The following is a 19,936-nucleotide window of genomic DNA, read 5'->3' on the forward strand; positions in this document are numbered from 1 at the left end:
CATCCCCGTAAGTCAACCCTTTTTCTGAAGTTTTTTAACTTTTTTTTAACATTTGTCTTTTTTCTGTCAATAGAGAAATTTATCCCCCGTTTTTTCGCGTTTTCCGGGCTGTTTTTGTAAATCTTTCAATATTTCGGTCCGTTCGGGATAAAACAGCAACGTGAGGGAAAAATTTGTACAGAGGTGTTCAATATGGAAAATAAATTGAAATATGTCTGGGCAATGATCGTTGTGGTGCTGGTAAATATTCTTGTCATCTCAATCGTCACCAATTTAGGCGGCTCGGTTCTGACCCTTTCCAAGGTGGGGTCCCAGGGCGCGGAAGTGAAAAGCATCCAGACGAAGCTGAGGGATCAGGGCTATTATAAAGGAAAGGTCGACGGAATCTTCGGCAGCCAGACCAAAAGCGCCGTCGTCAGCTTTCAAAAGGCGAAGGGCCTGACGGCCGACGGAATCGCGGGCCCCAAAACACTGGCGGCGCTCGGGCTTGGAGGTTCTGCCGGAGCACAGGGAGGCTTCAGCAGCAACGACGTCACCCTGCTTGCCCGCGTCACATCCGCCGAGTCGCGGGGGGAACCCTATACCGGACAGGTTGCGGTCGCCGCCGTAATCCTGAACCGGATCGAACATCCGTCGTTCCCCAATACGCTGGCAGGCGTGATCTATCAGCCCGGCGCGTTCAGCTGCCTGAATGACGGCGGCATCAACGCCCCTATTTCCGACACGGCTTACAAGGCCGCGCGTGATGCGATCAACGGCTGGGATCCTTCCGGCGGAGCGATCTATTATTATAACCCCGCAAAAGCCACCAGCAGCTGGATTTTTTCCCGCCCCGTGATCACGGTCATCGGCGACCACCGTTTTTGCAGTTAACCCGGTTTTTTTCATGATAACATTGGCGCAGAACAAGTTGATTGTCCTGCGCCAAATATTTTTTATTTTTCTATCATTATAATAGAAACATTATTATAGAAAGAAATACGCCGGATATCCGAACCGCTATGCCACAGTGACAAGGCAGCGGCGCACCGGAGCCTGGTTCGGCAGCACGGAATAGAGGGAGGTGGTCCCGGCGGCGACCCCCGTGATCTTTACATAATAGCTGCCGTTCTGCAGCTTCTGGTAAACGATTTTCGCCACGCCGGAATTTCCGGTGGTAAAGGAAGGCTTCGCGCTGATTCCGTTCGGCGTAAACTTAAACTGGTAGCTCTGGCCCGGTTTTAAGGACATCGACAAGCCGGTATCGGACAGTATGGTGTTGTCCGCCGGAGCCTGTGCCGGGGTTGCGGAAAGGTAATCCACATAGCAGTAGTCCAGGTCGACGGAAGGATTGACTCCGCCGATCAGGCCGGCGTCGCTGTACTGCCACATGGTATAGGCACCGCTGTAATTGGGAGAAGGCACGTTGTAATGCGCCACCCATTTGTCATAAGCGCTCAGCGCGGCGCTGCTCAGGTTGGAATTGAACATGCTCGCGTTGCTGTAAATTCCGGTCTTATATCCCGCATTGGCCATCGTGCTACAGAAAGCGGTGACGATTGCCGCGAGCTGATCCCCCGTCATGGCGCTGTTTACCGCGTTTTGCTCCACATCGTAGAACACCGGGTAATCCAGACGGCGTCCGTTCAGGATGCCGAGGCACATCTGCGCTTCCTGTACGGCAATTTCCGGAGTCGTCGCATAGCAGACGTGATAGGCGCCGACCTTGATTCCGTTCGCGACCGCCCCTTCATAGTTCGCCGCAAAATAATCGTCCGTCTGTGTTTCCGGCAGTTCGTTTCCGTAGCCGGTGCGCAGGATCGCAAAATCCACGCCGGCGAGCTTTACGTTGCCCCAGTCCACGGCTCCCTGGTGCTCGGACACGTCAATCCCCTTCCGGACGACATGCACGTCGCAGACGGCGCTGCGTCCGTCCTGCGCGGTAACGGTAACCGTCGTCCTGCCGAGCGCGGAGGCGGTAACGGTCCCGTTTGTCACCGAGGCAACGGCGGGATTGCCCGACGCCCATTGAAGCGAGGACCCGCTGCTGTCGCTGACCGTCAGTACGGCGGTCTCCCCCGCTTTCAGATAAAGGCTGCCGCTGCTGAGCGTGAAGGTCGCGGAAACGCCGGTATCCGCAGCAAAAGCAGATGTACTGAGCGATACGGTCATTGCCAATACCAAAAGCAGGGCAATCCATTTTTTCTTCATTTCAGTTCCTCCATCGTTTCATCAAAATTTTCCCGCATTCAGGTAAATCGTTTTGCCGGCATACTGCCAGAATATGGTATTTCTGAATTCTTATTATATTCCTGTTCCTTCCCCTCTGTCAAGGATGGTTCATGGATTTAAAGCCGGAAAAACGGGCCTCCCGGCTGTTGCCGGAAAGCCCGTTCGCTGAAAAATTATTTTTTGAACGCTTGAAACAGCTTGGTGACGTCTTCCTGATGCTGTTTGTTCTCATCGGAACCGGAGGTATCCTTATAAATCATGATATATTTTCCGCTGTCGGAAATCACCGCCGGAACGGTCTGGTTCATAATAGTGAACTGATTTTTTTCCTTTACCTCGTCCAGAACGGCGGAAGCCTCGCCGGAAAGACTGCCGGTGTCAAATTCATAAAGCTCCACAGTGACATTGTTTTTGCCGTTATAGTCAAACTGATATTTCGCGCCTTTTTTCGCGCCGATAAAATCCGCTTTCATTTCCGTCGGGGTCCCGGAAATCGCGGAATTCGAGGAAAGGTATTTTTCGAGACCGGCAAGGCTGTCCTCCATATTGTCCGAACCGACCGCGGAAGAAACCGCCGCCTGGGAGGAAGCGTTTGGCGCCGACTGGGTGCCGCCCACGTCGCCCATTCCGCAGGCCGCAAGGGAACCGGCCATAACAACCGCCAATGCAAGGATTAAAATTTTCTTCATTTTCATGATAGATCCTCTCTTAAACAAAAACTTGAAGGCTTTGCTGTGACGGCCGCAGCGCGGGCACAGTCCTTTTGGAATCACAAAATAGCTTGCCCAAAATGATTTCTCTTTTTCAATATTTATACAGCTCCCACCATAAAAGCCGCATCGCATGCGTGGGATTTCGACCAAAAAGGAAACCGCCGTCGCCGTCTAAGTAATTATCTGATTTTTACGCTGATTTGTCAACCCTCATTTCACCCCCGCGGAAAGGCGGCGCCAAAGAAGAAAAAATCCCTGCCTCCCGGAGGAAGCAGGGAAAAAATCGGAAAACGGATCAGCCGTTTTTGGAAACGCCGGAAAGCGGAAGCATGCCGGTCACGTGATACAGGAAGTTCTGGACCTTGGGCGACATCGCGATCAGGTTCGTGGAATGCGAAATGGGAAGCCACGGAGATTCCTTCGCGGCAAGCTTCTCCGCTTCGCCGTAAACGGCGTTCCGCTCCCCGCCCATCGGCATCTTTACCGCCTTCGCGATCAGGTCCTTATACTCCTGATTATTGAAGCGGGCGTAGTTCATGCCGGGATCGTCCGACGCCAGCAGGCTCAGGAAATTGTCGGCGTCGCCGTTGTCGCCGATCCATCCGGCAAAGCAGATGTCAAAGTTGCCCTGCTGCTGCTTCGTCTTATAGGTGGTCCAGTCGTACGCGTCGATCGTGCAGGTGACGCCCACCTTGGAAAGATATCCCTGCACCGCCTCGGCAAGGGTCTGGCCGTTCGCCGGATTGTACATCCGCGCGCTGGTGTAGGTAATGATATGGACGCTGGAGACCCCCGCCGCTTTCAGGGCCGCCTTGGCGGCTTCCGGGTCATAGGCCGTCTGCCGGACCGTTTTGTCATACCCCGGCATAAACGTGGGCAAAATGGTGGTAGCGGGCTCCGAATAGCCTCTGTAAAGCGTTTCCGCCAGTTCGGGTACGTTGATCGCGGCGGAAAGCGCGGCGCGGGTTTTCGCGTCGTTGAACGGGGCGCGGCTGCAGTTGTACGCCAGATAGTTGATATTCATCCCCGGGGATTTGACGGTCTTATTTCCCGCCGAAGAAATCTGATCGACCACAGTGTAGTCGATTCCGTCGATGATATCGGCCTCTCCGTTGTTCAGCGCGACCACGCGGGCGGAATTGTCCTTAATGGTGCGGAACACGACGTTCTTCGTAAGCGCCTTGGTCCCCCAGTAGTCGTCGTTGCGGACCAAAACCGTGTTCTGGTCCTTCTGCCAGCTGACGAATTTATACGGCCCGGTGCCCACGGGATGCTCATTGACATTGTTGTTGTTCTCCTGCAGCGCCTTGGGGCTGACGATCAGCGCGCCCAGGTTCATGGCCAGATTGCTCAGGAACGGCGTGCAGGGTTCCTTCATATTGATCTTTACGGTGTACTCGTCCACCGCCTGCACGTCCTTTACCGAGCCGTATACGAAGGAAGCGTAGCTCATGTCCTCCGTGACCTTGGGGGGAAGCTGCCTGTCGATATTGAATTTCACCGCTTCCGCGTTAAAATCGGTACCGTCCTGAAATTTCACCCCTTTGCGCAGGTGGAACTCATAAGTAAGCCCGTCGTCGCTGACGTCCCAGCTTTCGGCAAGGCAGGGCTCCACCTCTGTGGAATCCTTTTTATATTTCAGCAGGCCCTCGTAAATATTGCTCATGATCTTGACCGATTCAATGTCGTCTACCAAAGCGGGGTCCAGGCCGCGCGCGTCCGCCGCGGAACCGTATACAATCGTGTTGCCGCTCCCGCTTTTCGCGCTCTGAGAGGAGGCCGTCCCGCCGGCGCTCTGCGTCCCCTGTTTTCCTCCGCATCCGGCCATAGCGGACAGCATAACCGCCGCCGTCAGCACCAGCGCCGCCAATTTCTTCATTCTCACTGTATCCATACCCCTTCCATTCATCATTGTGATTTTTTATTATCCTACCACAGGAAAGCGATAAAGACAAGTAATTTTAAATTATATCCGTTATAATCCTGCATTTCATTTGCATATTTTCAGTTTTATATGGATATTTGCTGTGAAAATGAATTATTTTTTTTATAGTATTCAAATCGGCTGTGTGAGAAGGTTTTTGCCCAGACCTTTTCTTAATTTGTGTCATTTGCCCAATCTTAGATGCAGGATTCAAACGCGCGCATACAAGCCCGGAAATGAAAAAGAGCCCGGACGCGAATTGTCCGCGGCGACCCGCCGCCCGGGGTTCGAGTCCCCTCAACTGAGCATAAAAAAGCACCCCGAAGGGTGCTTTCCGGTTTTGGTGGACACAAGGGGACTCGAACCCATGACCTCTCGCGTGTGAGGCGAGCGCTCTAACCAGCTGAGCTATGCGTCCATAGTCCGCGTGTACAGAATAAAATATGGTGACCCGGACGAGATTCGAACTCGTGAAACCGCCGTGAAAGGGCGGTGTCTTAACCGCTTGACCACCGGGCCATATCATGGTAGCGGCAATTGGATTTGAACCAATGACACTTCGGGTATGAACCGAATGCTCTAGCCAACTGAGCTATGCCGCCATATTTCGCTCTGTATTGAAACGGAGCGTTTTATATTATAACCTGAATTTCTTGTGTTTGTCAACACATTCTCTCAATAATTTTAAAAAAACCGTTTTAAGCGCGTTTTTAACTCTGAATCTCCCTTGCGGACGGATAGTCACACCGCCGACCACGGCGGAACAGGCCCCCGCGGCAACGGCGGCTTTGTCCGCCAGCGCCTGACAGGGAACCGCCAGCCCGCCTTTTATTCCTTCAAGAATCAGTATCCCCCGGTTCCGACCAGAATTATACGGAGAAAGAGTAATTGGGCGCTTCCTTCGTGATCTGGATATCGTGCGGATGGCTTTCCTTCAGACCGGCGCCCGTAATGCGGATAAACCGTGCCTTCTCGTGAAGAGCCTGTATATCCGTGCAGCCGGTGTAGCCCATGCCGGAACGGATACCGCCGACCATCTGATAAATGGTGTCCGACAGCGGCCCCTTGTACGGCAGGCGGCCTTCCACGCCTTCCGGAACCAGCTTCTTCTGATCCTGCTGGAAATAGCGGTCCTGGCTTCCCTGGCCCATGGCCGCCAGGCTGCCCATGCCGCGGTACACCTTGAACTGACGGCCCTGATAAAGCTCGGTTTCGCCCGGGGACTCCTCGCAGCCGGCGACCAGAGAACCGACCATGACCACGTTCGCTCCGGCGGCGAGCGCCTTCACGATATCGCCGGAAAATTTGATTCCGCCGTCCGCGATCACCGGGATTCCGTATTTTTCCGCGGCGCACGCGGCGTCGTAAATCGCTGTGATCTGCGGGACGCCGATCCCCGCGACGATCCTGGTCGTACAGATGGAGCCGGGGCCGATGCCGATCTTCACGCAGTCCGCGCCCGCTTCGATCAGCGCGCGGGTCGCTTCGCCGGTCGCCACGTTTCCGGCAATCAGCTGCAGGTTCGGGAACGCCTTTTTGACCTTCCTGACGGCCTCGATCACGCCGTCGTTGTGGCCGTGAGCGGAGTCCAGCGCAACCACGTCGACCTGTGCCTTTACAAGCTCCGCGACGCGCTCCAGCACGTCGCCGGTGGCGCCGATCGCCGCGCCGCACAGAAGCCTGCCGCCCGCGTCTCTTGCGGAGCTGGGGTAACGCACGGCTTTCTCGATATCCTTAATGGTAATGAGCCCCTTCAGATTGCCCTTGTCGTCAACAATCGGAAGCTTTTCGATCCTGTGCCTGCGCAAAATCTCCTGTGCCTGCGCAAGGGTTGTCCCAACCGGGGCGGTGACCAGATTTTCCTTGGTCATGACGGCGGAAATCGGCTGGTCGTAATCCTCGTCGGTCATAAAACGCATATCGCGGTTCGTAATGATGCCCACGAGCTTGCCGTTTTCACAGATCGGCACGCCGGAAATGCGGTATTTCGCCATAATCTCATTTGCGTCGTGTACAAAATGCTGAGGAGAGAGGAAAAACGGGTTTACAATGACGCCGTTTTCAGAACGCTTTACCCGGTCCACCATGTCGGCCTGCTTGTCGATCGGCATGTTCTTGTGGATAATGCCGATGCCGCCCTCACGGGCAATCGCAATCGCCATGTTGCTTTCGGTGACCGTGTCCATGGCCGCCGTCATCAGCGGGGTATTCAGCCTGATGGTTTTGGTGAGCTGAGTGGTAAGGTCTACTTCCCGGGGCAGTACATGGGATTCCGCCGGGATCAGCAAAACATCGTCGAACGTCAGCCCTTCTTTTACAAACTTTTCTGAGTAGTTCGTATTTAACATCTTATCCTCCTGTCACATTCGCGCCGCTGCAAAACTGTCATTTCCAGCCGCTTTCTCTCTTCATTCAATTTTTATATATTTTGTTATTATAGCATCTGAACCGCGAATATTCAATCAAAAAGCAGCAGATTTTCACTTTTCCATAAAGCGGAAAACAAGCCCCCGGAAAGCGTACCGGTTTATGCTTTTTCGCCGACCGGCAAAAGGGTCGCCGCGGCGGTAAAACCACAGCCTCTTGCGTGGACGCCCTGCATCAGCACCCGTCCGTTTTCCTTCGCGGCGTAGATTTTCAAAACGTCACCCTGCGCGCTTTCGTTTACATAATTGATCTGCACTTCCGCGTACTTGTTTCCCTGTGCGCCGCCCGGCAGGAAATCGGTTAAAATATCGCCGTAAATGGTGTTGTTCAGGTGGCGGTTATAATCCAGGTCGGAATAGCGGATGAGCCTTTCCCCCATTAGCGGAAGGCCGTCCGGCACCGTGATCTTGCCGACGCGGTCCTCCGGCTCGACTTTTTTCCCGGAAAAAATACCGTAATCCAGAAATTTTTTCGGCCGCATCACTTTGTGCGTCACCGGGTCGGCAATGACGGAGGTCTGCATGACGTCAATGATCCTCTCTTCCCCGCTGTAAAACAGGAAATCGCGGTAAAACTGCGCCCCGTTGACCCCGCGCGGATGCGTTTTGATCGTTATTCTCTCGTTATGTACCGGCATTCGTTTGATTCTGGCGCGGTTGGTAATCAGGAGGAATACCATCCCGTCCTCATACATTTTTTCATAGCTCAGCCCCACGAGATCGACATGCTGCTCGCTTGTTTCCTGGCACATGCGCATCAGCACGCTCAGCTTCAAAAGGCGCTGCGCGCCGACCTCGTAGCTGGCGACCCGCACCTCGCGGCAATATTCGTTAATAAGGTCCTTCCGATTCATGTTACACCCTCTGTATCTGTATAAGTAGGGAACGCCCCCTGCGGCGTTTCCCTTTCAGGAGCCCTCAGGGGGAATTCATTCTCGTTTTATCTGACGACTTCGCATCCCATAAACGGACGCAGTACCTCCGGCACGGTCACGCTGCCGTCGGCGTTCTGGTACTGTTCCACAATCGCGGGGATCACGCGGCTGGTCGCAAGTCCGGAAGCGTTCAGCGTATGGACGAACCGAAGCTTTTTGTCCTCTCCCCTGAATTTTACGTTGCCCCTTCTGGCCTGATAGTCCCTCGCGTTGGAGGCGGAGCTGACTTCTTTATAGATTTCCATGCTGGGAATCCAGACCTCGATGTCGTAGGTGCGCGCCATGGAGAACGAGCAGTCGCCCGCGGCGAGCTTGCTCAGGCGGTAATGCAGCCCAAGCTTCTGCACGAGCTTCTCGGCCTTCCCCACCAGCTCGGCGAACGCGTCGTCCGACTGTTCCGGCGTGGTGTACTGCACCATTTCCACCTTATTGAACTGATGCCCGCGGATCATGCCGCGCTCCTCGGAGCGGTAGCTGCCCGCTTCCCTGCGGTAGCACGGGGTATAGGCGATATATTTGCGCGGCAGCTCCTCCGGCGTAAGAACCTCGTCGCGGTGCAGGTTCACCAGCGCGGTTTCCGCCGTGGGCAGCATGAATTTCCTGTCGGTGCTGGTCGGATTCTGAATCCAGTACACCTCGTCGGTGAATTTCGGGAACTGTCCGGCCACATAGCCGCATTCGTAGTTGAGCATGTGCGGGGGCAGCACCAGCTCATAGCCGTCGTTCAGATGCTCGCTGATGAAGAAATTGAGCAGCGCCCATTCCATTCTGGCGCCCATCCCGCGGTAGACCCACGAACCGGCCCCGGCCAGCTTTGCGCCGCGCTGATAGTCGATCATGCCGAGGCTTTCGCACAGCTCGACATGGTTTTTCGGCTCGAAATCAAAGGATGGCTTTTCCTTGTAGAAACGGATGGGCTGGTTGTTTTCCTTGCCGCCCGCCGACAGGTCTTCGTCCGGCATATTCGGCAGGGAAAGCAGCAGGGTTTTCTGTTTCTCCTCCAGCTCCCCGAGCTGCGCGTCGCTCTCTTTGATTTTTTCGGAAAGCGTCTTTAATTCCGCCATGAGAGAAGCGGTGTCCTCACCCGCTTTTTTCATTACGGGAATTTTCTTTGTAGCGGCGTTCTGTTCCGCCTTCATGGATTCCACTTTTCCGGTCACTTCGCGGCGTTCCTCGTCGATTTTGAGGATATCGTCCACCAGCGCGTCCACGTCGATACAGCGTTTTTTCGCTCCCGCTTTTACTTTCTCCGGATTGCTGCGAATCAATTTCATATCCAGCATGTTCTGTTCTCCTTTATATTCCTCTGATTTCTGTATTTCTTTGTTTTTCCACCGTTTTGCTATTCTTTGTTGAAAAGTCCGACCAGGTCGCTCAGATCCTGCTCGCCGTAAAACTCTATCTGCAGGATCCCGCGCTTTTTCGTCCCGGTGACCTGTACCTTCCGGCCCAGATGCTCGTTCAGCGCCAGCTCCACTTCGCTGAAATAGGGAATACGCTTCTTTTCCTTCGGATGCCTGGCGGCGGGCTGTCCGTTTGCCTTTTTAGACATTTTTTCCAGTTCCCTTACGGAAATACCCTGTTCCACCGCCATTTTTGCGGCTTTCAGCATTTCTTCCGGATTCTGGAAGCTCAAAAGGGTCCGGGCATGTCCCGCGGAAAGCGATCCGGACTGTACCAGATCGAGAACCTGCCGCGGCAGGTTCAGCAGCCGGAGCGCGTTCGCCACGGTGGGCCGCGATTTTCCGACCGTCTTTGAAACCTCTTCCTGCGTCATTCCGTAGGTTTCCATCAGCGACTGGTATCCCTGCGCTTCTTCCAGCGGATTCAGGTCCTCGCGCTGAAGGTTCTCGATCAGCGCCAGCTCCATCACCTCGCTGTCGCTCATATCGCGGATGACCGCGGGCACTTCGGCGATCCCCGCCATCCGCGCCGCGCGCCACCGCCGTTCCCCGGCCACGATCTGATATCCCCCGCCGAAAATCGGCCGTACCAGCAGGGGCTGCAGCACCCCGTGCCGGGAAATGGAATCGGCGAGCTCGGCCAGCGCCTCGTCGTTAAAGTCTTTTCTGGGCTGTGCGCGGTTCGGTTCTATCTCACTGATTTTCAGCGCAACCGCCGCGTTGCGGTTCTCGGTGTCGTTTTCCGCGAAGATCGCGTCCAATCCTTTTCCAAGTCCGCCCTTTTTTACTGCCATCGCTCTCCCCCCTTATTCCTGATTGGTCCGAATAATTTCATCCGCCAGCGTATCGTAAGCAAGGGCCCCTCTGGAGCTCTTGTCAAAATACTGGATCGGCCTGCCGAAGCTCGGCGCTTCGGAAAGGCGCACCGCGCGGGGAATCGCCGTTGCAAACACCTTCCTCGGGAAGTATTTCTTGACCTCCTGCACCACCTGCTGGGTCAGGTTCAGCCGCCCGTCGTACATGGTGAGCAGCACGCCCTCGATCTCCAGCTGCCCGTTGTACTGGCGCTTGACGCGCCGCACGGTATTCATCAGCTGGGACAGGCCCTCCAGCGCGTAATATTCACACTGGATCGGAACCAGAAGCGTGTCCGCCACACAGAGCGCGTTGGTCGTGATGATCCCAAGCGAAGGCGGGCAGTCGATAAAGATATAATCGTAATGCTCTCTTAACGGTACCAGCGCGTTTTTCAGGATGGATTCGCGGTGGTCCAGCGTGACCAGTTCAATTTCGGCCGCCGCCAGGTCCATGCTGGACGGAATAATGTCCAGATTGTCAAACTCCGTGTGGATAATCACATCCGGCGCCTTTGCCTCGCCGATCAGCACTTCATAAATGGTGTTTTTCACCGTCCGGCGGTCAACACCCACCCCGCTTGAGGAATTTCCCTGCGGGTCAATATCCACCAGAAGCGTTTTCCTTCCCTTCGTGCCTATCGCGGCGGAAAGGTTGACGGAAGTCGTCGTTTTGCCGACGCCGCCCTTCTGGTTCGCAATCGCTATAATTTTTCCCATTCTTTCCCTCCGGCTGCGGGTTTCTTCCCGCAGAAACACAGTTTTTCCATAAAGTTGTCCCGATTTCGGGGATAAACGGAATAGTAATTTTATTATAGCACTCTTTCCCCGGAAGATAAAGATGTTTCTCCCTTTTTTGCGAATGTTTCATGTGAAACAAAACAGGCCGAACATAGCGTTCGGCCTGCCTTGTGGGAAATGATATAGGGAAATAGGAGTAAACTCTTATACTCAATATTAAGCAGGCTTTTTTCCACCCGTCGCCTGCGCCTTGGGGATACGGACCAAGCATTCAATATATTCGTCCGTTTCGCTTTTCAGCGTCTGCGCATTGATGCCGCTTTGTTTCATCGTTTCAATCGCATGGTTGATCGTATTCAGAAAGACACGCACGTCCTTAATAACCAAAGTGCGTTTGCTTTTCGGTTTTTGGTTTTCTTCCAGAATCTTATCCACAAGATCGTCCGTCTGCTGCACGTTCAGGTGCTTCCCGATAATCTGGGCGAGCACCTTCTCGCGGACTTTCTCCTCTTTAATGCGCAGCAGCGCACGGGCATGCCGCTCGGTCAGCCCGCAGGCGGTAATTTTTTCCCTCTCCTCTTCGGAGAGCTTGAGCAGACGAAGCTTATTCGCAAGCGTGGACTGGCTTTTTCCCAGCCGCAGCGCCGCTTCCTCCTGTGTAACGTCCCACTGTTCGATCAGGCGGCGGATTCCTTCCGCTTCCTCAAAGATCTGTAAATCCTGACGCTGCAGGTTCTCGGTCATGGCAAGGACGGCGCTGGTTTCCGCGGAACAATCGCTGATAATGCAGGCGACGGTGGGAAGGCCGGCCATCCTGCAGGCGCGCAGTCTTCGCTCCCCGGCGATCAGCTCGTAGCCGCCTTTGACGCGGCGGACGGAAATCGGCTGAAGCAATCCGTTTGTCCGGATGCTTCTCGACAGCTCCAGCAATTCCTGCTCGCTGAACGAACGCCGCGGCTGCGCCGGATTTGGATGGATTGAATCGATATTGATCTGAACCACTTTGCGCTTTTCACCCATAATATGCAAATTCGCCGCCTCCCTGCTTGTCCCTTTTTGTTTAGGATAACATGGAGCGCGGCAATTTTTTGTAAAATTATGGTAATCAAAAAATTTTTTATTTGTTCCTTTTTGGCAGTTTGTGTGCTTTCGGGTTCCTTCCACACGATTCCTGTTTATCCGAAGCGGCGCCACGGTTCTAAAAATGATTGCCGCCGCATAGGAAGGAAGGCTTAAAGCGGGCTTTTCGCAATCTTTGCCCCGTGCCGCGGATAGGCCGCGGGAATCGGTCCCGTCCGTCTGATCAGTATCAGACTGCGGCTGTCCCTGTTCGGCAGTTCAAACTTTTCGATTGCGTCCAGCGTACAGCCCAGGAGAGCGACGGCATTTTCCGCCGCACGGACTTCCTCCTCCGGCTCGGGCCCCTTCATCGCGATAAATACCCCTCCGATTTTCAGAAACGGCAGGCAGTATTCGCAAAGCAAATTCAGCGGCGCGACGGCCCTTGCGGTGGCAAAATCGAATTTTCCCCGGTATGCGCCCTGCCTTCCGGCTTCCTCCGCGCGCGCGTGTACAAATTCGGCGCTGAAAGGTAACTTTTCCGCCAGATCCTGCAAAAAGACCAGGCGTTTATTGAGCCCGTCCAGCAGGGTCAGTTTCAGGCCGGGACGCATCAGCTTGAGCGGTACGCCGGGAAACCCCGCGCCGGTGCCGACATCGATCAGCTTCGCGCCTTCCGGCAGGGTCAGGTACTTCAAAATCAGGATGCTGTCCAGAAAATGCTTGTACGCGATCTCCTCAGGCTCCTTTATGGCGGTCAGGTTGATTTTCTGATTCCAATTCAACAGGACCTCCATATATTGTTGAAAACTTTCCGCCTGTTTCCCGCTCAGCGCGATTCCCGCGCCCTGTGCGGAAGAAACCAGCCGCTCGCGAATATCCTCCATCTTATTCCCCCCTGCCGCGCGCAAGCCAGATCAGCAGCACGGAAATATCCGCGGGGCTGACGCCCGAAATGCGGGAAGCCTGTCCGACGCTTGCGGGCATCACCTTCTGCAGTTTTTCCTGCGCTTCGGTTCTCAGGCCGACAATTTCCTTATAATTGATCTTGGCGGGCAACCGGCGTTCTTCCAGACGGCGCATTTCCGCAATATCCGCTTTCTGCCGTTTGATGTAGCCCTCATATTTGATTTCAATTTCCACGTTTTCAAAAACCGCGGCGGGCAGGTCGGGCCGGTCCCTGTCGACTTCCTTTAAAATCCCATAGTTCAGCTGCGGGCGGCGAATCAGCTCGGCCAAGCGCACACCGGTGATTACCGGCGATGTTTCATGTGAAACAAGCAGCTGATTCAGGGCCTCGGACGGCGGCAGGACGGTCTTTTCCGCGCGCAGAAGCTCCTGCTCCTTCTGCTTTTGCTTTTGCTGGAACCGTTCCCAGCGCTCATCGGAAATCAGCCCGATTTTCCTGCCGGTCGGCGTCAGGCGTTCGTCGGCGTTGTCCTGACGAAGCACCAGCCGGTATTCGCTCCGCGACGTCATCATCCGGTAGGGGTCGCTCACCCCCTTGGTAATCAGGTCGTCCACCAGGGTTCCGATATAGGAGCCTGCGCGGTCAAGGATCATCGGCTCCCTTCCCCGTACCTTCAGAGCGGCGTTGATTCCGGCAACCAGCCCCTGCGCGGCGGCCTCCTCGTAACCGGAGCTGCCGTTGAACTGCCCCGCGCCGTAAAGCCCGGGAAATTCCTGAAATTCCAGCGTCGCCTCCATTTGAAGCGGGTCGACACAGTCGTATTCAATCGCGTAGGCGCAGCGCATGATTTCCACATGCTCCAATCCCTTGATCGTGCGGTAAAAAGCGATCTGCACTTCTTCCGGCAGCGAAGAGCTCATCCCCTGCAAATACATTTCCTCGGTGTCCATCCCGCAGGGCTCAATAAAAAGCTGATGTCGCTTCTTATCCGGAAAACGCATGATCTTATCCTCAAAGCTCGGACAGTACCGGGGGCCCACCCCCTCGATTTTGCCGCTGTACATGGGGGAGCGCCCAATATTTTCCAGAATCACCTGCTTGGTGGAGTCGTTTGTCCAGGAGATATGGCAGACCGCACGGTTTTTCAGCGGAGTCAGGGTATCGTAGGAAAACGGAACGACGGGTTCGTCGCCTTCCTGTACCTCAAGGCCGGTAAAGTCGATGCTGGATTTCAAAACGCGCGCGGGGGTGCCGGTCTTGAACCGGCGAAGGCGCAGGCCGATTTTTTTCAGCGCCGCGCCGAGGAACGCCGAGGGAAACATTCCGTCCGGCCCGCCCTCATAGGAAACGTCGCCGACATAAATTTTTCCGCCAAGATAAGTACCGGTGGCGATCACCACCGCCTTTGCGCGGTAAACCGCTTCCATCCGGGTCGTGACCAGCCACAGGCCGTCCGGCCCCCGCTCCAGATCCACGATTTCCGCCTGCTTCAGCTGCAGGTCCGGCTGTGTCTCAAGCTTCCGTTTCATGATCTTGCCGTATTCCCGGCGGTCGATCTGGGCGCGCAGAGAATGGACGGCGGGGCCTTTGCCCAGATTGAGCATTCTGCTCTGCAGCATGGCTTCGTCAGCGGTTTTTCCCATTTCCCCGCCCAGTGCGTCGATTTCCCGGACCAGATGGCCCTTCGCCGTTCCGCCGATAGACGGATTGCAGGGGCAATTCCCCACGGCGTCCATATTGATCGTAAAAACGCAGGTGCTGCAGCCGAGGCGCGCGGATGCGAGCGCGGCCTCGATTCCGGCATGTCCGGCGCCGATCACCACAACATCATAATTACCGGCATCGTATTTCAAAGGTATTCCTCCCATATGATTCGTTTACTTTCCTACACAAAAATGCGAGAAGACGGAATCCACGACCGCTTCCGTCGCGCGTTCACCGGTCAGCTCCAAAAGCGCGGAAACCGCCCCTTCGATCGATACCGTCACGGCGTCCAGCGTAACCCCGCTTTCCACCGCCGTCAGCGCCTCCGTTACACAGTCTCCGGCCTGCCGGGCGGCGGCGCGCTGGCGCTCCGTGAACAGAATCCCGTCCGCGGGGTTCAGCTCCGAAGTACGCAGCACTTCCGCCACCGCGTCCTTCAGCTCCTGCAGTCCTTCGCCCGAAAGCGCGGAAATATATACTATTTGTTGAAAATATTTCTTGATATACCGTACGTCTATTTTTGCGGGCAAATCGCTTTTATTGATGACCGCGATCGCGGCGGATTCCCGGATTGCGGAAATCAGCTCCCGGTCCTCGTCGTTCAGCTCCTGAGAGGAGTCGAAAACAGCCAGAATCAGCTGCGCTTCCCTCAGCTTGCCGCGCGCGCGGTCCACGCCGATTTTCTCCACGGGGTCGTCGGTCAGGCGGATTCCGGCGGTGTCGGACAGGCGGAGCGGAACGTCGCCGAGAATCACCGTATCCTCGACAATATCGCGGGTCGTTCCGGCGTATTCGGTGACGATGCTGCGCTCGCACCCGGCCAGCAGATTCATCAGGGTGGATTTTCCCACATTCGGGCGCCCTGCGATCACCGTCGCAACTCCCTCGCGGATAGCCCGCCCAGCGTCGAACTGGCGCAGAAGATGCCCGATCTCCGATTTTACGGTCAGAAGGGTGGTCTGCAGCTTTTCCGGGTTTACCTGCGGGATATCGTCCTCCGGATAATCCGCCCAGGCGGATAAATGCGCGGCGGCCTCGATCAGCATCCCGCGTATTTTGATGATCTTCTTCTCCAGCGCGCCGTCGTGACCGGCAAGGGCGGCCTTCGCGGCCTGTTCCCCCTGCGCGGAAATGATCTGCATCACGGACTCCGCCTCGGTCAGCCCGATTTTTCCGTTCAGGAACGCCCGGCGCGTAAATTCACCCGGCCCGGCCGGAACCGCGCCAGCGGCAAACAGCGCTTTCAGGACGCGGCGCATGATATACAGCCCTCCGTGGCAGGAAAGCTCCACCACATCTTCGCCGGTAAAACTGGCGGGCGCGGTGAAATTCAGGGCGATCGCCTCGTCGATATCCGTTTCGCCGTCATGCACCCTGCCGTAAAGGGCGGTATACCCTTTCACGTCCTTTAGTGTTTTTCCGTGCCGGGAGGTGAACACCTTTCCGGCGATCTCTTTTGCCCGCGGCCCGGAAAGGCGCACAATGCCGATTCCCCCCGGCGCCTGCGGGGTGGAAACCGCCGCGATCGTTTTTGCTGACGGAGCATATCCGTTTTCATTTTTCATTTTGTTCCCTCAAAAGATTAAAATCATCTTTGTATTACATATTGCTTATTTTTCCAATTTTGAGTTCCACACGGGAACGACAACAGAGAACCTGACTTAGGAATCGCCTTCGAGCAATTTCAATCCAAGCTCCCGTGTGGGGAGCGACCCGGAGCAGGACGCATGAGAGATCGGGAGCGGATGGTTCAATCCACACTCCCGTACAGGGAGCGACACAATATTATTACCGGGCATGTGCCTAAAACGCATTTCAATCCGCACTCCTGTTTGGGAGTGACTATAAAGCATCTTGATTGTGCCAAGGTTCGCCGCATTTCAATCCACGCCCCGAAATAAAAACAAAAGGGCGATTCCAATGAACCGCCCTCAGTGCTTCTTATAGATTATTTCTTGACGTCAACGCGGCCATAAAGCGGAGCCTTGCCTTCATTCTTCGGCGCTGCCTTCTGCACCGGCTGCCGAGCAGGGCCAGGGTTCGGTCCGGAACCGACGCTCGGTCCGGGGCCGGCGTTCGGCGCGGATCTCGGCTGTCTGTTGTTGTATCCGCCGCCGCGCGGTTTGTCATTGTACGGACGGCGTCCCTTGCCGTAATTATTCCTGCGGGGAGCCGAGCGTTCGCCTGCTTCCGGCCCAATCACGACATGGCGGGACAAATCTTCGCCTTCGGACCAGGATTTTGCGCCTTCGACTGTCTGGACAGCGGTATGGATGATTCTGCGTTCATATGGATTCATAGGCTCCAGGGAAGAATTGCGCCCGGTCTTGATCGCTTTCGCCGCAATCTTCTTTCCGAGGATCTCAAGCGTTTCCTTGCGTTTTTCGCGGTAATTTCCAATGTCGATGGTAATTCTGTAATAGGAATTGTCAATGTGGTTGGCGACAAGGCCGGTCAGATACTGAAGCGCGTCCAGCGTTTCCCCGCGGTGACCGATGATAAAGCCGATATCATCGCCGGAAAGAGACAGCTGCGCGCCGTTCTCTTCCTCTTTGATCTGAATATCCACCGCAGAAAGACCCATTTTGTCAAGGATCCCTTTCAGATACTTCGCGGCGGCCTCCGCCGGATCGTTTTTGATAAAGACTCTTACCTTCGCAGGGTTTCCGCCGAAAAGGCCGAAGGTCTTTTTCGTCGGCATTTCCAAAATTTCAAATTCCGCTTCATAGGATTCAACGCCGAGCTCCCTGCATGCGGCTTCTTTTGCCAGCTCAACGGTTTCACCGGTTGCAATCGCTTCTTTTATCACGGTATTCCCTCCCCGGTTCGTCTTATTTTTTCATTCCTAAATAGTCATCCGAATTTGTCTTTCCGCCTTTTGTTTTCGTTTTTGAAGCTCCCGATTTTGCTGTCGCCCTTTGCTGCGGCTGCGGGTTGATTTCCTGATTTCTGTAGAAAGCGCCGGCAACAGGCTTCATCTTTGACTCATTTTCTTCCAGAAGGGCAACCCTCTGCGCTTCCGCTTTTGCGTTCAGGTCCGCCGGGCTGTACCAGATATTCAGAATAATGGTTTGCAGGAAACCGAATATCGTCGAAATAATCCAATAAAAACCAACCGCCGCGGGCATTGTGCAGGCAAGCCATGCGCTGAACAGCGGCATCAGATAGAGCATTCCTTTCATGCATCCCTGCTGCTGCTGCATTCCCGGCTGCATCTTCATCATGAAGTACTGGGTAACCAAAGAGGTCGCCAGACACAGAACGGGGATCACCCACAGGTTGGAACGGAACAGGGTTCCGAATATATTCGCGCCGTCGCTCGGCGTGTCCAGAAGATTCAGTCCCATAAACTGGAAGCCGTGGCTGAAGGATTCTATTTTCGTAAGCTCCGCCGCGCTGAACATGGTCAGCTGGGGCTTCAGCTGCGCAAAATGCTTGACGATTTCAATCTGTGCGTACTGGGCGGAAAAGCTTGCGCCTAAACCGGGAATCTGCCTGAGCATTTCAACGGCCTTCGCGATTCCGTCGGCGGAAAGGTGAAGGGCGTTCGCAAGCGGGTTCTGCACGGTATAAAACAGTCCGATCATGATCGGGAAAGGGATAAAGGTGGTCAGGCATCCGCTCGCCGGATTGATTCCCTCTTTGTCATAAAGCTTCTGTGTCTCTTCCTGAAGCTTTACCTTATCGTTCCCGTATTTTTTCTGCAGTTCTTTTTGTTTGGCGGCCATTTTGCTGTTCGCGGCCATCGATTTCTGCTGATTGATGGAAAACGGGAACATGACTATTTTCAATACGAGTGTAAACAAAATGATTGCCACGCCGTAATTCTGAATCAGCGTATAAAAAAACCAAAGCAGATAGCCGAGAATGTTTCCGAAAAAATTAAAAATCTCCGTCATATGGGCAATACTCCTCTATAGTGGTTATCGCTTGTCCCGTTTTTCCGGCACGGGGTCGTACCCTCCGCGGCTGAACGGGTTGCAGCGCAGTATCCGAAAGAATGCAAGCCAGAATCCTTTAAAAGCACCGAAGCGCTCGATCGCCTCGATCGCGTAATTCGAGCAGGTGGGGTAGTATCTGCAGCACGGTTTTTTGTAGGGAGAAATGGCTTTCTGGTAGAACCTGATAAGCAAAATAAGCGGGCGCTTCATTTCAAGACCCCCGCATTCTTCAGCTGCAGCAGCATCGCACGGCGAACTTCCGTGCTTTTTACAAAAGGCGTTTTGCCCCTGGCTACAAAAATGAAATCATGTCCCGGAGCAATTTCGGGCACCAGGGTTCTGAAGGCCTCGCGGATCACCCGGCGGGAACGGTTCCTTTTTACGGCGTTGCCGATTTTTTTGCTGGTGGTGATCCCTACCCGGACGTTTTTACTGCGATTTTTCGTAACATAGGTAATGACCACAGGGCTGACATACGATTTTCCCTTTGCATAGATCCTGCGGAAATCCTTGTTTTCTGTTATGGGAATCAATAAATCCATACTTAAAATCGCACCACAATTCTGATTTGTTCCGTGAAGCAGCGAAGCTAAAAAGAAAGGCCACTCACCGTGGCCCTTTTGCTTAATAGCTCAAACGTGCTCTGCCCTTTGCTCTGCGGCGGGCCAAAACCTTACGGCCGTTGCTTGTGGACATTCTTTTTCTGAAACCATGCTCCTTTTTTCTGTGGAGCTTCTTTGGTTGATAAGTTCTCAGCATGAAAAAACCTCCTTTCGGGGTACAAACCTTGCAATATAGCATTATATATTAAATATGCGCAGCCTGTCAACCTAAATTTTGTCCCCCGTACCGAAAAAATATTGGAATTTTACCGGCGTGCAGGCTGACCGGCGAATCGGTCGAGCTATATAAATCAATATACCACACTTCCCCGTAAAAGAAAAGTGGAAGCGCGCTATTTAAAAAAATTTTATACTCTATGTGTTTTACACGCGCGCAATACAATATACTGTATTTTCTCCGACAATTGAAATTTGAAATAAATTGTATTTTGTGGTAATATAATTTATGTTATGCCTAAGAGTATAAATAATTGTTAGAATGAGGTTTAAAGA

The 19,936-nt window shown here is 54.3% G+C and carries 18 protein-coding genes and 3 tRNA genes; 1 reads left to right on the forward strand and 20 read right to left on the reverse strand.

Annotated features, from left to right (window positions below):
• Positions 1-192: 192 nt before the first annotated feature.
• On the forward strand, positions 193-873 hold the full coding sequence (gene sleB / locus VXK30_RS17045) for a spore cortex-lytic enzyme (protein ID WP_275715168.1): 681 nt from the start codon (positions 193-195) through the stop codon (positions 871-873).
• A gap of 126 nt (positions 874-999) precedes the next feature.
• On the opposite strand, the gene VXK30_RS17050 is transcribed toward sleB, so the two are convergent.
• The 20 genes from VXK30_RS17050 to rpmH all read right to left on the reverse strand — a co-directional run bounded on the left by VXK30_RS17050 (position 1,000) and on the right by rpmH (position 19,580).
• Positions 1,000-2,190: a GH25 family lysozyme gene (locus VXK30_RS17050; protein WP_275715166.1), complete on the reverse strand. Its 1,191-nt coding sequence runs from the start codon at positions 2,188-2,190 to the stop codon at positions 1,000-1,002.
• 194 nt (positions 2,191-2,384) lie between these two features.
• Positions 2,385-2,906, reverse strand: coding sequence for a hypothetical protein (locus VXK30_RS17055; protein WP_275715164.1), 522 nt, complete (start codon positions 2,904-2,906; stop codon positions 2,385-2,387).
• Between the two features lie 313 nt (positions 2,907-3,219).
• Entirely contained in the window at positions 3,220-4,803 is a 1,584-nt protein-coding gene (locus VXK30_RS17060) for an ABC transporter substrate-binding protein (RefSeq protein WP_275715162.1), read from the reverse strand.
• Between the two features lie 386 nt (positions 4,804-5,189).
• A tRNA-Val gene (locus VXK30_RS17065) sits at positions 5,190-5,266 on the reverse strand.
• A 26-nt stretch (positions 5,267-5,292) separates the two neighbouring features.
• Positions 5,293-5,367: transfer RNA gene (locus VXK30_RS17070), tRNA-Glu, on the reverse strand.
• Between the two features lie 6 nt (positions 5,368-5,373).
• A tRNA-Met gene (locus tag VXK30_RS17075) sits at positions 5,374-5,450 on the reverse strand.
• Between the two features lie 267 nt (positions 5,451-5,717).
• The gene (guaB, locus tag VXK30_RS17080) at positions 5,718-7,196 is read right to left on the reverse strand and encodes an IMP dehydrogenase (RefSeq protein WP_275715160.1); all 1,479 of its coding nucleotides are present in this window, start codon (positions 7,194-7,196) and stop codon (positions 5,718-5,720) included.
• A 179-nt stretch (positions 7,197-7,375) separates the two neighbouring features.
• On the reverse strand, positions 7,376-8,128 hold the full coding sequence (locus VXK30_RS17085; RefSeq protein WP_275715158.1) for an acyl-[acyl-carrier-protein] thioesterase: 753 nt from the start codon (positions 8,126-8,128) through the stop codon (positions 7,376-7,378).
• 86 nt (positions 8,129-8,214) lie between these two features.
• The gene (serS, locus tag VXK30_RS17090; protein WP_275715156.1) at positions 8,215-9,492 is read right to left on the reverse strand and encodes a serine--tRNA ligase; all 1,278 of its coding nucleotides are present in this window, start codon (positions 9,490-9,492) and stop codon (positions 8,215-8,217) included.
• Positions 9,493-9,551: 59 nt separating this feature from the next.
• Positions 9,552-10,406: a ParB/RepB/Spo0J family partition protein gene (locus VXK30_RS17095; RefSeq protein WP_275715154.1), complete on the reverse strand. Its 855-nt coding sequence runs from the start codon at positions 10,404-10,406 to the stop codon at positions 9,552-9,554.
• Between the two features lie 12 nt (positions 10,407-10,418).
• Positions 10,419-11,186, reverse strand: coding sequence for a ParA family protein (locus tag VXK30_RS17100; RefSeq protein ID WP_275715152.1), 768 nt, complete (start codon positions 11,184-11,186; stop codon positions 10,419-10,421).
• Between the two features lie 237 nt (positions 11,187-11,423).
• Positions 11,424-12,227 carry a ParB/RepB/Spo0J family partition protein gene (locus VXK30_RS17105; RefSeq protein WP_275715179.1) on the reverse strand — a complete coding sequence of 268 codons (804 nt, stop codon included), beginning with the start codon at positions 12,225-12,227 and terminating at the stop codon, positions 11,424-11,426.
• A 212-nt stretch (positions 12,228-12,439) separates the two neighbouring features.
• Positions 12,440-13,153 (reverse strand): 16S rRNA (guanine(527)-N(7))-methyltransferase RsmG, encoded by a 714-nt coding sequence (gene rsmG, locus VXK30_RS17110; RefSeq protein ID WP_275715150.1) that lies wholly within the window; start codon positions 13,151-13,153, stop codon positions 12,440-12,442.
• 1 nt (position 13,154) lies between these two features.
• On the reverse strand, positions 13,155-15,044 hold the full coding sequence (gene mnmG, locus VXK30_RS17115) for a tRNA uridine-5-carboxymethylaminomethyl(34) synthesis enzyme MnmG (protein WP_442877869.1): 1,890 nt from the start codon (positions 15,042-15,044) through the stop codon (positions 13,155-13,157).
• A gap of 9 nt (positions 15,045-15,053) precedes the next feature.
• Entirely contained in the window at positions 15,054-16,445 is a 1,392-nt protein-coding gene (mnmE, locus tag VXK30_RS17120; RefSeq protein ID WP_275715146.1) for a tRNA uridine-5-carboxymethylaminomethyl(34) synthesis GTPase MnmE, read from the reverse strand.
• 383 nt (positions 16,446-16,828) lie between these two features.
• Entirely contained in the window at positions 16,829-17,689 is an 861-nt protein-coding gene (gene jag, locus VXK30_RS17125) for an RNA-binding cell elongation regulator Jag/EloR (protein WP_275715144.1), read from the reverse strand.
• A 22-nt stretch (positions 17,690-17,711) separates the two neighbouring features.
• On the reverse strand, positions 17,712-18,779 hold the full coding sequence (locus tag VXK30_RS17130; RefSeq protein ID WP_275715142.1) for a YidC/Oxa1 family membrane protein insertase: 1,068 nt from the start codon (positions 18,777-18,779) through the stop codon (positions 17,712-17,714).
• A gap of 24 nt (positions 18,780-18,803) precedes the next feature.
• Positions 18,804-19,031, reverse strand: coding sequence for a membrane protein insertion efficiency factor YidD (gene yidD, locus VXK30_RS17135; RefSeq protein WP_275715140.1), 228 nt, complete (start codon positions 19,029-19,031; stop codon positions 18,804-18,806).
• A complete protein-coding gene (gene rnpA, locus VXK30_RS17140; RefSeq protein WP_275715138.1) occupies positions 19,028-19,363 on the reverse strand; it encodes a ribonuclease P protein component in 336 nt (111 codons plus the stop codon). The genes yidD and rnpA overlap by 4 nt, the downstream gene beginning before the upstream one ends.
• An 82-nt stretch (positions 19,364-19,445) precedes the next feature.
• A complete protein-coding gene (rpmH, locus tag VXK30_RS17145) occupies positions 19,446-19,580 on the reverse strand; it encodes a 50S ribosomal protein L34 (RefSeq protein ID WP_038322395.1) in 135 nt (44 codons plus the stop codon).
• Between the last annotated feature and the right edge of the window lie 356 nt (positions 19,581-19,936).

The sequence above is a fragment of the Caproiciproducens sp. CPB-2 genome, assembly GCF_036287215.1.
In the GTDB taxonomy this organism is placed as follows: domain Bacteria; phylum Bacillota; class Clostridia; order Oscillospirales; family Acutalibacteraceae; genus Caproiciproducens.